General features: G+C 68.7%; 12 protein-coding genes. 3 read left to right on the top strand and 9 right to left on the bottom strand.

Annotation, left to right across the window (positions count from 1 at the left end):
- The coding region (locus ACZ41I_RS26010) for a maltotransferase domain-containing protein (protein WP_468515148.1) at window positions 1-682 on the bottom strand (682 nt) is incomplete at its 3' end.
- A gap of 330 nt (window positions 683-1012) precedes the next feature.
- On the opposite strand from ACZ41I_RS26010, the gene ACZ41I_RS26005 reads away from it, so the two are divergent.
- Window positions 1013-3631, top strand: a complete 2619-nt coding sequence (locus tag ACZ41I_RS26005; protein WP_468515147.1) for a glycosyltransferase family 1 protein — start codon at window positions 1013-1015, stop codon at window positions 3629-3631.
- Between the two features lie 9 nt (window positions 3632-3640).
- Here ACZ41I_RS26005 and ACZ41I_RS26000 read toward each other — a convergent pair whose 3' ends face one another.
- Window positions 3641-3829 carry a DUF397 domain-containing protein gene (locus ACZ41I_RS26000; RefSeq protein WP_399776755.1) on the bottom strand — a complete coding sequence of 63 codons (189 nt, stop codon included), beginning with the start codon at window positions 3827-3829 and terminating at the stop codon, window positions 3641-3643.
- Window positions 3830-3837: 8 nt separating this feature from the next.
- The gene (locus ACZ41I_RS25995; RefSeq protein ID WP_399776756.1) at window positions 3838-4674 is read right to left on the bottom strand and encodes a helix-turn-helix domain-containing protein; all 837 of its coding nucleotides are present in this window, start codon (window positions 4672-4674) and stop codon (window positions 3838-3840) included.
- A gap of 181 nt (window positions 4675-4855) precedes the next feature.
- Between ACZ41I_RS25995 and ACZ41I_RS25990 the strand changes: the two genes are divergently transcribed.
- Both ACZ41I_RS25990 and ACZ41I_RS25985 read left to right on the top strand, forming a co-directional pair.
- Window positions 4856-5281 (top strand): ATP-binding protein, encoded by a 426-nt coding sequence (locus ACZ41I_RS25990; protein WP_468515146.1) that lies wholly within the window; start codon window positions 4856-4858, stop codon window positions 5279-5281.
- Entirely contained in the window at window positions 5281-6165 is an 885-nt protein-coding gene (locus ACZ41I_RS25985) for an RpnC/YadD family protein (RefSeq protein WP_468515145.1), read from the top strand. Before ACZ41I_RS25990 ends, ACZ41I_RS25985 begins: the two co-directional genes overlap by 1 nt.
- A gap of 429 nt (window positions 6166-6594) precedes the next feature.
- Here the strand turns inward: ACZ41I_RS25985 and ACZ41I_RS25980 are convergent, their stop codons facing one another.
- The 6 genes from ACZ41I_RS25980 to ACZ41I_RS25955 all read right to left on the bottom strand — a co-directional run bounded on the left by ACZ41I_RS25980 (window position 6595) and on the right by ACZ41I_RS25955 (window position 14315).
- Window positions 6595-6879 carry a hypothetical protein gene (locus tag ACZ41I_RS25980; protein WP_468515144.1) on the bottom strand — a complete coding sequence of 95 codons (285 nt, stop codon included), beginning with the start codon at window positions 6877-6879 and terminating at the stop codon, window positions 6595-6597.
- 214 nt (window positions 6880-7093) lie between these two features.
- A complete protein-coding gene (locus ACZ41I_RS25975) occupies window positions 7094-7615 on the bottom strand; it encodes a hypothetical protein (protein WP_399776764.1) in 522 nt (173 codons plus the stop codon).
- Window positions 7616-7709: 94 nt separating this feature from the next.
- Window positions 7710-12452: a putative T7SS-secreted protein gene (locus tag ACZ41I_RS25970; protein WP_468515153.1), complete on the bottom strand. Its 4743-nt coding sequence runs from the start codon at window positions 12450-12452 to the stop codon at window positions 7710-7712.
- A gap of 5 nt (window positions 12453-12457) precedes the next feature.
- Complete coding sequence (locus ACZ41I_RS25965; protein WP_399776767.1) at window positions 12458-13108, bottom strand: hypothetical protein; 651 nt, start codon at window positions 13106-13108, stop codon at window positions 12458-12460.
- On the bottom strand, window positions 13105-13662 hold the full coding sequence (locus ACZ41I_RS25960) for a hypothetical protein (RefSeq protein ID WP_468515143.1): 558 nt from the start codon (window positions 13660-13662) through the stop codon (window positions 13105-13107). The genes ACZ41I_RS25965 and ACZ41I_RS25960 overlap by 4 nt, the downstream gene beginning before the upstream one ends.
- Window positions 13663-13793: 131 nt before the next feature.
- Window positions 13794-14315 (bottom strand): DUF1990 domain-containing protein, encoded by a 522-nt coding sequence (locus tag ACZ41I_RS25955; protein ID WP_468515142.1) that lies wholly within the window; start codon window positions 14313-14315, stop codon window positions 13794-13796.
- Window positions 14316-14372: the final 57 nt, after the last annotated feature.

Here is a 14372-nt window from a genome sequence, read left to right as displayed (position 1 = left end):
GCTCCACCAGCAGCGGCATCGCGTCGGACGCGGTCACCAGCTCCCGCAACGGATGACGGGCCAGCAACGCCTCCACCTCCGGCGCCAGCGCCGCCGCGAGACGCCAGGCGGCGGGGCGGTCCTCGTCACGCAGGGCCGCTACGACGTCCAGTACCACCGGTCGAGCCCGCTCCGGGACTCCGGCGGCCGCCCGCTCGTACAGCCGCGCACCCTCCTCCAGGACGAGTTCGGTGTCGATGCCCGCCGGGATCTTGATCCGGGCGGTGTGCCGCCAGGTCGAGAGGGGGTCGGACCAGGCCTCCACCGTGTAGGTCCAGCGGCCCGGTTCGCCCGCGGTGACGGTGGCGCCCCAGCGGTCGGTGCCCGGGGCGAGTTCGCGCATCGGTGTCCAGGGGCCCGGCCGGCCTGCCGGGTCGCGCAGCACCACGTTCGCGGAGACGGCGTCGTGCCCCTCCCGGAAGACGGTGGCGGACACCTCGAACGACTCACCGGTCACCGCTTTGGCCGGCCTGCGCCCCTGCTGGACCACGGGGCGTACGTCGAGGACGGGGATACGGCCGAGGGTGGTCTCCCTGACTGGTTTCACCGCCTTCTTGCGCGTTGTCTTCTTCGGGGCCTTCTGTGCCGCTGCCGTGAGCTTGCTGCTGTTCGTGGGTACTGACGAATGGTGCATGGCGGGCATGACCGCTCCTGTCCGCGTCAACGTGGGTGTGGCGGATGGATGTGGGGAGGTGGGTCCTGCGGAGGTGCTGGGTGACGCCTGTGGGGTGTGTACCGGAGGAGCCTTCCCACCCTGTTCGGGTGGGCAATCCGGATACTTTGTTAACTACTCACGCGTATGTCCACCCACAAGACCGGCCTCCTTCTACCAGGTGCCCGGTGACCGCTTCCGCACGCCCCGACACCCCCACCGGCGCGTCCCCACCGACGCCCGGGTAACCACTACCGTCGAGACTGACGACGAGACGCACAGCGCGGTGCGTCTCACCCCGTGACGCGCCCGAGGTGGCATGTGAAGGCGATCCGTCGGTTCACCGTCCGTCCCGTTCTCCCCGAACCCCTCCGGCCGCTGAGCGACCTGGCGCGCAATCTGCGCTGGTCCTGGCATGCGGAAACGCGCGATCTGTTCCAGTCCGTCGACCCCGAGGCCTGGGCCGCGGCCGGGGGCGACCCGGTGCGGACACTGGGCCGGGTACGGCCGGCCCGGCTGGCCGAACTCGCGGGCGACCGGCGCTTCCTGCGCCGCCTCGGCGCGGTCGCGGACGACCTCGACGACTACCTGACCGGCGACCGCTGGTATCAGACACAGGCCGACGGCCTGCCCGCCGCGGTGGCCTATTTCTCCCCCGAGTTCGGCATCACGGCCGCACTGCCCCAGTACTCCGGCGGCCTCGGCATCCTGGCAGGAGACCATCTGAAGGCGGCCAGCGATCTCGGCGTACCCCTGATCGGGGTCGGACTGCTGTACCGCCACGGGTACTTCCGGCAGACCCTGTCCCGGGACGGCTGGCAGCAGGAGCACTACCCGGTGCTCGACCCCAACGAGCTGCCCCTCGCCCAGCTGAAGGAGGCCGACGGCACCCCGGCGCAGGTCTCGCTCGCACTGCCCGGCGGCAAGGCGCTGCACGCCCGGATCTGGCTGGCCCAGGTGGGCAGGGTGCCGCTGTTGCTGCTCGACTCGGACGTGGAGGACAACGACCTCGGCGAACGCGGGGTGACCGACCGGCTCTACGGCGGCGGCAGCGAGCACCGGCTGCTGCAGGAGATGCTGCTCGGCATAGGAGGTGTCCGGGCGGTACGGACGTACTGCCGCCGCACCGGGCACCCGGAGCCGGAGGTGTTCCACACCAACGAGGGCCACGCGGGCTTCCTGGGCCTGGAGCGGATCGCCGAACTGTGCGAGCAGGGCCTGGATTTCGACTCCTCCCTGGAGGCGGTGCGCGGCGGCACGGTCTTCACCACCCACACGCCGGTCCCGGCCGGCATCGACCGTTTCGACCGTGAGCTGGTCGCCCGGCACTTCGGGCCGGACGCCGAGCTCCCCGGCATCGACGTGCAGCGGATTCTGACCCTCGGTATGGAGACGTACCCGGGTGGCGAGCCCAACCTCTTCAACATGGCCGTGATGGGCCTCAGGCTGGCCCAGCGGGCCAACGGGGTGTCGCTGCTGCACGGACAGGTCAGCAGGGAGATGTTCGCGGGACTGTGGCCGGGATTCGACCCCGACGAGGTGCCGATCACCTCCGTGACCAACGGGGTGCACGCGCCGACCTGGGTCGCCCCGGAGGTGCTGCGGCTCGGGGCCCGGCAGGTCGGTTCGGAGCGGGCCGAGGACGCGCTGAGCGTCGGCGGCACCGACCGCTGGGACTCCGTCGCCGACATCCCGGACCAGGAGATCTGGGAACTGCGCCGCACGCTGCGCGAGCAGTTGGTGCTGGAGGTACGGGAGCGCCTGCGGGCGTCATGGCGCCAACGGGGAGCGGCGAACGCCGAGTTGGGCTGGATCGACGGGGTGCTGGACCCGGACGTCCTGACGATCGGCTTCGCGCGGCGCGTCCCCTCGTACAAACGCCTCACGCTGATGCTCCGGGACCGCGACCGCCTGATGGACCTGCTCCTGCATGCGGACCGGCCGGTGCAGGTGGTGGTGGCCGGAAAGGCCCACCCGGCGGACGACAGTGGCAAGCGCCTGGTCCAGGAGCTGGTCCGCTTCGCCGACGACCCACGGGTCCGCCACCGCATCGTCTTCCTGCCCGACTACGGCATGGCGATGGCGCAGAAGCTCTACCCCGGCTGCGACATCTGGCTGAACAATCCGCTCAGGCCCCTGGAAGCGTGTGGGACGAGCGGGATGAAAGCCGCGCTGAACGGGTGCCTCAACCTCTCCGTCCTGGACGGCTGGTGGGACGAATGGTTCCAGCCGGACTTCGGCTGGGCCATCCCGACGGCGGACGGCGCGGGCACCGACCCGGACCGCCGTGACGACATCGAGGCGGCGGCGCTGTACGACCTCCTGGAACAGCGGGTGACTCCGCGCTTCTACGAGCGCGGGCGGGGCGGTTTGCCGGACCGCTGGATCCAGATGGTCCGCCAGACGCTGAGTCTGCTCGGCCCGAAGGTGCTGGCCGGCCGCATGGTCCGCGAGTACGTCGACCGCCTCTACGCCCCCGCGGCCCAGGCCCACCGCGCCCTGACCCCGGACACGGCGAGCGACCTGGCCGCCTGGAAGTCCCGGGTGCGGGCGGCCTGGCCCGGGGTGAGCGTGGACCATGTCGAGACGACGGCGACGGGTCCCACCGCCGAGTTGGGCACGACGGTGGGCCTGCGGGTGCGGGTGGCCCTCGGCTCGTTGACCCCGGACGACGTGGAGGTGCAGGCGGTGTCGGGCCGGGTGGACGCGGAGGACCGCATCACGGATGCGACGATCGTCCCCCTGAAGCCGACCGGGGCCCCCGACCTGGAGGGCCGCCTCCTGTACGAGGGCCCCCTCGCCCTGGACCGCACCGGTCCGTACGGCTACACGGTCCGCATCCTCCCGTCCCACCGCCTGCTGGCCTCCGCGGCCGAGCCGGGGCTGGTGGCGGTGCCTTCGGAGGAGGTGGTGGAGGGGGCGGGGGTTTTGCTGCGGTGAGACGGGTGGCTACACCGGGTAAGGAGCCGTCTTAAGGGCTTCTACGAAGAGGGCGAAGGATCCGGCCGGGACGGTCAGCGTGCCGACGGCCGGGTCCTTGGAGTCGCGGATGGCGGTGTGGGTGGGGGTGGTGGCTATCTCCACGCACTCGTTGCCGTCCCCCGGGCCCGAGTAGGACGACTTCCGCCAATTGTCCATGATGAACCTCATAGGTCCTTCGCCAGCCGGTGGATGAGTTCACGCGATTGCTCGGGGTCGAGTGACGCGGCCTCTACCTTACGGAAACTGGTCCGGTAGGTGTTGAGCTGAGCCTCGGAATCGATGAAGGCCGAGCCGTGCAGTGCGTCGCGGACCACAGTGTCCAGCTTGGGCAGCGGGCCACCCACGTACGTCATCGTGCTTGCCGCCCTGGCGAAGCCGTCCAGATCGAAGGGGATGACGCGCACGGTGATGTGGTCCGCCTCGGAGAGTTCGAGCAGTCGGGCGAGCTGAGCCCGTGACGTGGCGCGGTCACTGACCCTGATCCGAAGTGCCGCCTCATGGATCACCGCTTCGTACGGAACGGTGAACTCCTGGCGCGCTTTCCGGTGCTGGATACGCAACTCCAATTCGCTGCGGGTCAGTTCCGGCAGTCTGGACGAGAAGACGGCGCGGGAGTAGTCCTCGGTCTGCAGGAGGCCCGGTACGTACAGGATTGCCACGTGGCGCAGGAACCGGGCGTGGTGCTCCAGCTCGGAGAGGTCGAGGAAAGACGTGGGCAACAGGCCCCGGTACCCCTCCCACCACCCCCGCGTTCTGTCCGTGGCCATCTCGACGAGCGCGTCGATGAACTCTGTGTCTGTGCAGGCGTAGTGGGATGCCAGTCGGCGCAGCCGCTCTTCGCTCACACCCTTGAGTCCCGACTCGATGTGGCTGATCTGGACCCTGCTCGCCCCGAGCAGCGCCGCTGACTGGATGGTTGTGAGCCCGGCTGCCTCGCGGAGCCGGCGCAGTTCGACACCCAGGCGGACCTGCCGTGCTGTCGGTTCCGGCCTCTGAACCACGGCCTGCTCCTTTTCTTTCGGGGGCGGATTGCGTGCTCGGCTTGCCGCGGGTTACAGGTTACCCCTACCGTCTGTGACGCGACGTGCACGCAGCGGAAGTGCACTGCTCCGTCGCGCCATGACGGCTGCGGCAAGGCCACCGCTCGCCACATTCCCACTCACCCAACGGAGTTGATGACGCATGCCCGAAAACGAACTCATCGAGTCCTGGGACTACACGCTGTACGTCCCCAACGACCTCAGAGCGGTGACCGTCTGCCGCCGCACCCTGCGCCTGATCCTCACCCTGCACGGCCTGATCGGCATCGTGGACACGGCGGAGCTGCTGGCGACGGAGCTGGTCTCCAACGCCGTACGGCACACCAAGGGGCCGGCCGCGCTCAGGGTCCGCCGCACCCCGGAGGGGATGGTGTGGATCGGGGCATGGGACACGGACCCCGCCCCGCCGGACCCGCCTCGGTCGCTGGAGCAGGCGGCGGAGCTTGAGCTGGAGGACGGGCGGGGGCTGGGGCTGGTGAAGGCCTGCTCGGACTACTGGGGCTGGCAACCGACGGCCCGCTTCGGGGACCGGGGCAAGTACGTGTGGTGTGAGCTGGGGGCCGCGTGATGGTGGGCCAGTCGCATGAGGCGCTGCACCGGATCTTCCAGAAGGATCCGACGCTGCTGACGAAGGCGTTACAGAAGGTCCTGCACGTGCCGTTTCCCGAGCCGAGGGAGATCGCGGCGCTGAACGTGGACCTCACCGAGATCGAACCGGTCGAGCGCCGTGTGGACACGCTGCTGCGGGCGGAGACGGACGAGGGTACGTATCTGCTGGTGGTGGAGTCGCAGGGGAAGGTGGACGAGCGCAAGCGGGGCAGCTGGCCGTACTACCTGAGCTACCTGTACGAGAAGTACCGCTGCGAGCCGGTGCTCATCGTCATCACGCAAAGCAGTACGACCGCTCAGTGGGCCTCGCGCCCGATCCGTTTCGGCTTCCGGGACTGGCACTCGCTGACGGTACGTCCACTGGTGCTGGGCCCGGACAACGTGCCGGTGATCGCGGACGAGCGGCAGGCCGAACGGGATGTCCCCCTTGCAGTGCTCTCGGCCATGACACACGGGCGTGGGCCCCAGGCTCCGGCCATACTGGAATCCCTGGCCGCCGCCCTGCGGACCATCGACCCGGACAGTGCCGCAGTCTTCGTGCAGTTCGTCGACTCGTGCCTGGCCGACCCCCAGGCGAAGCAGATGTGGAGGGACCTGATGACGGCGATCCAGTACTTCTGGCGCCACCCGCTGGCGGAACAGGTACGGGAGGAGGGGCGAGAACAGGGCCGAGCTGAGGCCAAGGCCGAGATGGTCCTCCGTGTCCTGGAATGGCGCAGCATCCCGGTGCCTGACGCCGTCCGCGAGCGGGTGATGGCCTGCACGGACCTGGCCCAGCTGGAGGTATGGGCCCAGCGAGCCGTGCACGCCGCTGAGGTGGCGGAGCTGTTCGACATGGGGTGAGCAGGTGGCTGTTGGGCCGCCCGCTTCTCGGCCAGTGTCGTGCTTCCACGAGGCGCGTCAAGGGCGCTGCGCGTCGCCTCCGGCGATGACCCTCCGGGCCACCCTTGACCCACCTCGCTCCAGCCCGGGCAAGAAGCGAGCGAGCGGCCTGGAAGAGGGGTGGCCCCGACCGGTACCGGTCCCTTGGGTCGGCTGCGTGTGCGACGTCGGCGAGGGTGCGCGGTCGCGCCTCGCCTGCACGCCGGGCGGGTTCGGCGGCTGCGGGCTCAGGACGGTCGCGCGCGCTGCGTGGCTTGGCTGCGAGGGTGATTGGTAGATTTGTGCCATGCGGCGGGAGTGAATTCCGGTAGGCGAGGCCTGGATGACCCCGGGAAGGTGGCACGAATCTGCCAATCGCCGCCTTGGTGGCTATCGGGCTCGGATCCCGAGTCAGGTTCCAAATTCGGCATCCAATCGATCAGGCCAGTCTGCGTGCTCGAGGCCGGAGTCCATCAAGATGTCCCGAAAATCCACCCGAACTTCTTCAATGCAGTTGAGGAGTCGGTCCGTTTTGCCGTCGGCGTGGAGAAGTGTGGCTGCGATAACCCTTTCTGTGTCGATCCCCGTTTTTTTCAGATAGTCCATGAGTTCGAGTAGCAGCTCCTCGATGGTTTGTCGATCTCCCTGGGGGTGGTCTTTGATGATCCTGCGTTTGATTCGGCTGGGCAGTTCCATGCTCACTCCCTTCGTTGTGGCAGCCGAGTCAGGGATTCGGGGCCCGTGGATAATCCCGGACGAACGGAAACGCGGCAGCTGGCCGTACTACCTCTCCTGCCTGTGCGAGAAGTACCGCTGCGAGCCGGTGCTCATCGTGATCACCCAGACCAGCGGTACGGCGCGTCGGCGGGCAACCATGCGCCGCATGCTTGCCGTCGTCCGATGGGCACTTTCATCGTGTGTTCTCTAGCCAGCGAGCCATGGCGTAGCGTGTCTGTTCCGGGATCGATTTATCGTTGGCGAGTTTGGCGCCCGTTTCCCTGAAGGAAGAGATCCGATGAGCGTCGCGCAAGCAGACGATATCCGTCCACTCCTGCCCTTGTGATCCTTGGACAATTAGGTTTCCATCCAGGGAAAGCATCACGAACTCCGGATTCCCCCAGCCGCATCCGGTAACTCTGGCCTCGGCGCCGGCCCCGGCGAGATCCCAGTCCGGCTGCAGCATTACGCGCGCCCACCATGCAGTGTCGGGACGATTATGGGGCACGTCGCGGACGGCGATCAGGAACTGCGGATCTCCGGTGTCGAAGAGACCTTGATGGGCGCACAGCATGTACCACTCATGGTTCACCCTTTCCTGGAAGTCTTCGGCATCATTTTCGATACTTGCGGCCCACTCTTGTCCGTCGGCGGCAGTTGAGTTCGCGAAGTACGCAAGGCGTGGAGGAACGAGTGGGCGGGAAGGGGGCACCATGCCTAGGTATGTCAGCCCCGCTGCGGCCAGGCTCCTGGTTAGTTCTGTTTCTTGCATGAAGGTTGCCTTGATCTAGTAGTGATGGTCGGGCTGGTTAATGGTTCGATCTCTTGGCCCAAGGGTATGGGATGACCTGATCGTAGTTGTGCGAACCGTCCGCACGCCTACCGAAGTAGGCGATATTACCGTCGCCGTCGACCATGACCCGTAGTTGACTTAGCGGATCGCCATTGTCGTAGATTGGGGAGCCCGCCCAGCGTTTTCCTGCGCGAGAATTGCCGCCCTGATAGAAGTCCAGTATTCGTCTGCCGTCCCGAGTGGTTGTCTCGCGTTGCGGATAACTCGGATCGTTGATCAATCGGTCCACGAGTTCGTGGACGTCCTGCGGAGTTTGGAACCACGCCTTACGGTCCGCGTTTTCCGCTCTGCGATCTTCGAGTGCGCGCGGTTCATAGTTCTCATCCGGGTACCATTGGCTGCCCGTTTTCGGGTCGGGACATCCTTCAGGGGCGAGTCCAAGGTGGTCGGTCGAAATCGCGGGGTTGTGAACGTAAGTGTCCGGGTTCAGCGCTGGCGCGAGTCCGAGCGGGTCTGGGCTGAAATACCGGGCGGTTGCTGGGTCGTAATGGCGGAAGTAGTTGTAGTGCAGGCCGGTTTCGGGGTCGTAGTACTGGCCTGGGAAGCGTAGGGGGGTGTAGGTGGTGCTGTTTGCTGCCCATGCCGTTGTTCCCCACAGGGTGCTTCGGGTACGCCACGCTATCTCGCCCTGCTCGTCTACGAGTTCGTTCGGCGTGCCGACCAGGTCGGTGACGATGGCGAAGAAGCGTGAGTCGATTTCCTGTTGTGGGGCGTCGGCCGCGGTGATGCGTTCTGTTTGCGACAGCGGGCGCAGGCCCTGGTGGTCCCAGGTGAGGGTGACCGGGTTGGGGAGGTCGAGGGACGTCGTGGTTTGTTCGCAGAGAGTGGTGCCGTCCCAGGTGAAGTCCACCCGCTCCATGACCGTCTCGCCGTCCGCAGCGAGGCGGAGTTTCGCGGTGCGGCGGCCCAGGGGGTCGTAGGTGTAGCGCCAGCGGGTGCCGTCCGGGGTGGTCACCGAGGTCAGACGGTCCTCGGCGTCCCACTCGTAGCGCCAGGTGTCCGGCTTTCTGGACAGGCGGGTCTTCTGGCGGAGGGTGATGCGGCCGAGGGCGTCGTGTTCGTAGCGGACGTTGCCGGCTCGGGTGATGCGGGTGCCCACATAAGAGCGCGGGCCGGTTGCCTCGCCGCCCGGGTGGTCCGACGGCCAGGACGCCTGGGTCTGGTTGCCCGCCTCGTCGTAGGCGTAGCGCTCTGTCCAGTTCGCTGCGTGGACTGCCGTGACCCGGCCCGTCGCGTCCAAGTCGAAGCGGCGGGTGCCTGCGAGTTGGTCATCGATGCCGATGACGTTGCCGTCGGCTCGGTACGTGTACGTCCTGTGCTGGACCGTGTGGCCGTCCGCGCCGGTCACCGACTGGGTGGTCAGGCGGCCCAGCGTGTCGAAGGTGTGGGCCAGGGCGATCGTTCCGCCTATGTGGCGGGTCAGTTCGCGGCCTGCTTCGTCGTACGTGAAGTCGATCGCTCGGCCTGATGCCACCATGCCTGTGCGGCGGCCTGCCGCGTCGTACGACCATGTGGTCGTGGCGCCGGTTGGGGTGGTGCGGCCGGTGCGGCGGCCCAGCGGGTCGTAGGTGTACGTGAGCGTGCGGCCGTTGACCGTTTCCGAGTGGAGGCGGCCGTGGCGGTCGCGCAGCAGGGTCAGGGTCGTGCCGTCCGGGCCCGTCGCCTGGGTCAGTTGGTCGGTGAAGTCGTACGCGTAGGTCGTGACCTGGCCTGCCGCGTCCTTGCGGAGTACCTGGCCGAGTTCGTTGCGTTCGAAGGATGTGACGTGGCCGAGTGCGTTTCGCCGTGTGGCTAGGCGGCCGGCAAGGTCGTAGGCGTATGTCAGGGTGCGGTCGTCGAAGTCCTTCTCCGACACCAGGCGGCCGGCCGGGTCGTACTCGTACGTCCACGTCAGGCCCTGCGGGTTGGTGACCTCGGTCAGGCGCAGTTCCGTGTCGTGGGCGAACTCGTAGCGGACGCCGTCCGGGCCCGTGCGGGCCGACAGGAGGTCGAAGTGGGTGTACTCGAAGTGGGAGACGCCGCCGAGGGGGTCCGTGTGGCTGGTGCAGTTGCCCTCGCCGTCGTACGTCCACGTCTCCGTCGTACCGTCGGGAGACGTGCGACGGGTCAGGTGGCCCTCGGTCGACCATTCCAGGTGTGTCGTGGCGCCCGTGGGGTCCGTGACCGCGACGGGGCGGCCCAGGGCGTCCCGCTCGTATCGGGTGCGTGCGCCCAGTGGATCGGTTACCTCGATCGGGAGGCCTGCGCGGTCGCAGACGACGGTGGTCGTGTTGCCCAGCGGGTCCGTCACCGACGTCAGATGTCCGGCCTCGTTGTACGCGAACCGGGTCGTCCGGCCCGCCGGGTCCGTCACCGATGTGCGGTTGCCCCGTTCGTCGTACGTCTGGCGGATCACTGTGCCGTCAGGGTTCACCACCTTCACCGGCAGGCCCAGGGCGTTGTACTCCGCCCTCGACTCGCGACCGTCCGGGCGGACGACTGACGTGAGGTTCCCCTCGTCGTCGTAGCGGAACGTCGTCGTGTGGCCCAGCGGGTCCGTCGTGGAGAGGAGGCGGTGGTAGCGGTCGCGGACGTAGTGGGTGGTCGCGCCCAGTGGGTCGGTCTCCGCGACCACCTGCCAGGTGTCGTTCACCAGATAGCGGGTGGTGTGCCCCTCGGCCGTCGTCGCGGTCGTGGTCCGGAGGCCGGTCGCCGGGTCCGGCTCCCCGTAGGAGAAGCGATGCGCCATGTGGCCGGCTGTGCCGCCCTGCGCGACGCAGCGGTCCTGGTCGTCGTACTCGTACGCGTAGCTGCGGTCGTTCGTGTCCGTCCAGGACGTGACGCGGCCTCGGTCGTCGTAGGTGAAGCGGAGCGGCAGGCCGGAGGAGTTGATGACCCCCGTGAGGTCGCCGTCCGTGTAGGTGAAGCGTTTCAGCTCCTCGCCCGTCGCTGCCAGGTGGTACGCGGTGACCCGCCCCGAGTCCGTGGTGATACGCACGCCCTGGCCGGCGCTCGTGTGCACGCCGAGCGGAGTGCCCGCCTCGTCGTACTCGAAGGTGACCCAGTTGCCGTTGCGGTCGTCGATCTGTTCCAGGACCGCCAACGCATCGCCCCGGTCGGCGAAGTGCCACACCCGGCCGGTGCCGGGGTCCGTGATGGTGTAGCCACCGTCCACGCGGTCCAGGGGCAGGCGAGGGCCGTGGCTCGCCAGGGTGGGCACGCCCGGTGCCGGGTGGGGGTACGACAGGAGGAGGCCGTCCTCCGTGACGTAGACGACTCCCTCCGCATCGATCTCCAGGCGCTGGTCCAGGGTCGAGGACCAGGCAGGGCCGAACCAGCGGCCCAGTCGGTAGCCGGACTCGACGCGGCGTCCGAGGACCAGGGAAAGCGCGCCGGGGAGGGTGACGTCCGTCTGCGGCAGGTACATCCTGCCGGTGGCCACGTTGACCGGGTCGCCGCAGCCCTTCGTGCTGTTCTCGTCGTGCGAGTGCTGGGGCGGGTCCTCGTTGACCTCCTCCCGAGCGGTCTTCCCGGCTGCGTCCTCCGCCCCCGCCCGCGCCTCCCGCCCGGCGGCCCCCTCCGCCGCCCGCCGCACCAGGCTCGCCTCCGCCGCGTCCCGCGCCAGCCCGAGCTCCATTCCGGCGCCGTCGCCGAGGAAGAGCTGGGGGAGCGCGCGGCCGCCGAACTCGGTCGGGTCCTTGCGGAACTCGGTCCACATGTTCTTCAGGGCCCGGTCGGGATGCGTGCCGGTGGAGATCAGGCCCGCGAGCGTCATGTTGACGTTCTGCACGTACTGGGCGGGGTGGGTGAGGTTGTAGGGGTCGGCGGGGTCCAGACCGCGGACGAAGGTGATCAATCCGGCGGTGCCCTTGACGACGCCGCCGACGAAGTGGAGCGCCTCGGTGTTCAGGGCGCCGGCGCCGTCCACGGCGTCCGCCTTCAGCCGGGCGAGCGGAGGCGGTTCGGCGGGGGCGTGGGCCAGGGCCTTGTCCACGGCCTTGGCGGCGCCCTCCGCTGCCGTGTTGCGCTGCTTACGGGCTTCGTGCAGGAGTTCCTGGGCGCGCTGGATGTCGGCGGTGCCCGGGTCGTGGAACTTCCCCGGGCGCGGGCCCGGATCGTCACCCGATTTCACGGCCGCGTTGTAGGTGTCGACCTTCTTGTTGTAGGCGTCCGCGGCCTCCTTGGAGGCGTTGGTGCCCTTCTTGTACAGGTCGATGGCGTGCGTGGCCTGTTTCAGCGCCCATTCGACGGTCTCGGCGTAGGCGTCCAGAGCCGTGGCAGCGGTGCGGCAGGCATCCGCGGCCTGCAGCCACTTCACCGGGTGCATGGCGAACTTCTTGCGGAAGGCGTCGGCCGCCTCGCCCTGCCAGGAGGAGGAGTCCAGCTTCCGCATGCCCTCGCCGACGTTGTCGAAGGCGGTGTGGAAGTCCTTCAGGTGTGTGGTGGAGGCCCGGATGGCCGTCGGGGAGCCGTGGATCAGGTCCGGGGCCAGGTCGCTCTCGCCGAGCTGCTTCTCTCCCGGGGTCGCGCCCAGTTCGGAACCGACATAGTCGCCCGTGAACCTGACGAGGTCTGCGTAATCGTGGGCTCCGACGTGGTCCAAGAGGTCACCGGCGAGATCGGAGCCCTTCTCGATTCCCTTGCCGAGCAGCTTCTTGCCGGAGTCGTAGAGGTGCTCGCCCTCGCCCAGGAGCGAGTTGGTCACGTCCCCCAGGCCCATGCCCATCAGCCCTCACCGCCCTGCTGCCCGGCGGCCTTGGCGCGGGCCTCGGGGGAAGGGCCGAAAGCACGGTCCAGGAACTCCTTGCGCTCCGCGTCCGACATACCGCTGGGCATCAGGCCCAGGTTGGCCCCGGCCTGAGAGGTCACCAAGTCGCGCGAGGCGTCCATCCAGCCCTGCTTGATGTTCTCCCCCGCCTCGTCGAAGGACTTCTTGCTGTAGTCCGGGTGCATGTAGGCGTCGGCGGTGTTGTCGGCCCACTGGCTCCAGCTCATCTTCTCGACGTCTGCCTCGGAGGCATGCGGGTTGCCCACCAGCGCGTTCGCTCCCACCCTCAAGGTGCCGCCGACGTACTGGTCCGTCTCGTACAGTGTGCCCGCGGAGAGTCCCACCTCCGCCGCGAACGCGTTGCCCTCCGCCACCAGGCCGCGGACGCCCCACTCCCAGCGCTCGCAGAACGACTTGAACTTCGACGTCAGGTCCTCATGGCCGAGATCCATGCCGGACAGCTCCAGATGCGAGAAGCCCCGCCCGGCTCCTGCCTCGCCGACCATCCCCAGGTCCTTCAACTCGCCCAGCGTCTGGGTGATGCCCTGCGCGATCAGGTTCAGCCCTGCGGCCTTGATGTCCTTGCCGCCGCCCTCGTCCCCGCTCATCGCGGTGTCTCCCCGTTCGTCTGCTCGACGGCGGCCCGGTCAACGGCCGCCGCGTCCGGCACGATCCCCGTCACTGGCGGAAACAGCACGCCCTCGCCCTGGCCGCCCACGTCCAGGGCCACCCCGCACGGCACCCCGACAGCCGGCACGCCGGCGTCCAGCAACCGGGCTCCCAGCCACCTCTGATACGCCCACTCACGGTCGCCCTCGCCGCGCGCGAGCGCGAAGCGTGCCAGGGTCGTTTCGTCGGAGAACGCGTAGATCCAGCGGATGCCGCCGTAGTCGCCCGTCAGCGGCGCCTCGTCCTCGTCCACCGGCACCAGCACCGCAGTGCGGCGGAACGTGCCCAGTAACACCGCGAACTCCCGGCGCCGACGCTCGACTTCCTCCGGAGCGTCGGTGAACGTTGCCGCATGCTCGGGCAAACCGGTGCCCTCAGACGTCTCCGGTCCGGTCGTGTCCCGCTGGTCGGTGCGGGCCGGGTCCATGTAGTCGTACAGCCGTGACCTGGGTATTCGCGCCGCCGAGTCGGCGTCGCCCCCGTGTTCCGTCATGTGCCGGATCATCACATCGGCCGTTTGACGGCTGCAACGCGGTACGTGCCTTGTCGCCCGGATATGGCCGGATGCCATCCCCTGGACACGAGGACGGCGCTAGGGCTTGAGGGCTTTGCGGGGCATGCTCGTCATGCTTCGGACAGGCCCTCGCACAGCCTCCGCAGCACCGCCCCGCAGCGGCGGGCGTACGCGTGTTGGAGGCCTCGGGTCGCCGGGCCGCCGGCCCTTGCGTACCACTTGGCCGGCTTGCTGAAGGCCGCCACCGTCAGCCAGACCGTGCCGTCGCCCGTGCGGTCGATCAGGAAGGCTTCCTCGCCGCATTCGGGGTGGCTCTCCAGGGTGCCGTAGGCCCAGCCCGCGCGGCGGGGTTCCTCGGTCGTCCAGATGATGCGGCAGGGGGCCCTGATCAGGCCGGCCAGGGTGACCGTGACGTCGACGCCGGGGGCCGCGCGGTCGGCGGTGGCGTCGATGCCCACGCCCAGGGCGCGGTGCATCTCCCAGGTGAGGACCGCCTCGGCGGCCCGCTGGAAGAGCTTTTCGCCCTCGCCGAGGCGGGTGCGCACGTGCAGGGGGTGGAAGCCGGACGGGCAGTGCGTCAGGTCGTCGCGGGTCGCGCCGACCGGCTCGTAGGTGAAGGGCGCCGAGGACATGGGTCACAAGCGTAGGGCGGGCCCGGAGTGCCTTCCCCCCGGGCCCGCCCGTCAGTC

Source organism: Streptomyces sp. NPDC030799 (assembly GCF_055572255.1).
The sequence above is the reverse complement of the archived record's forward strand: the minus strand, read 5'-3'. Positions and strand labels throughout refer to the sequence as shown.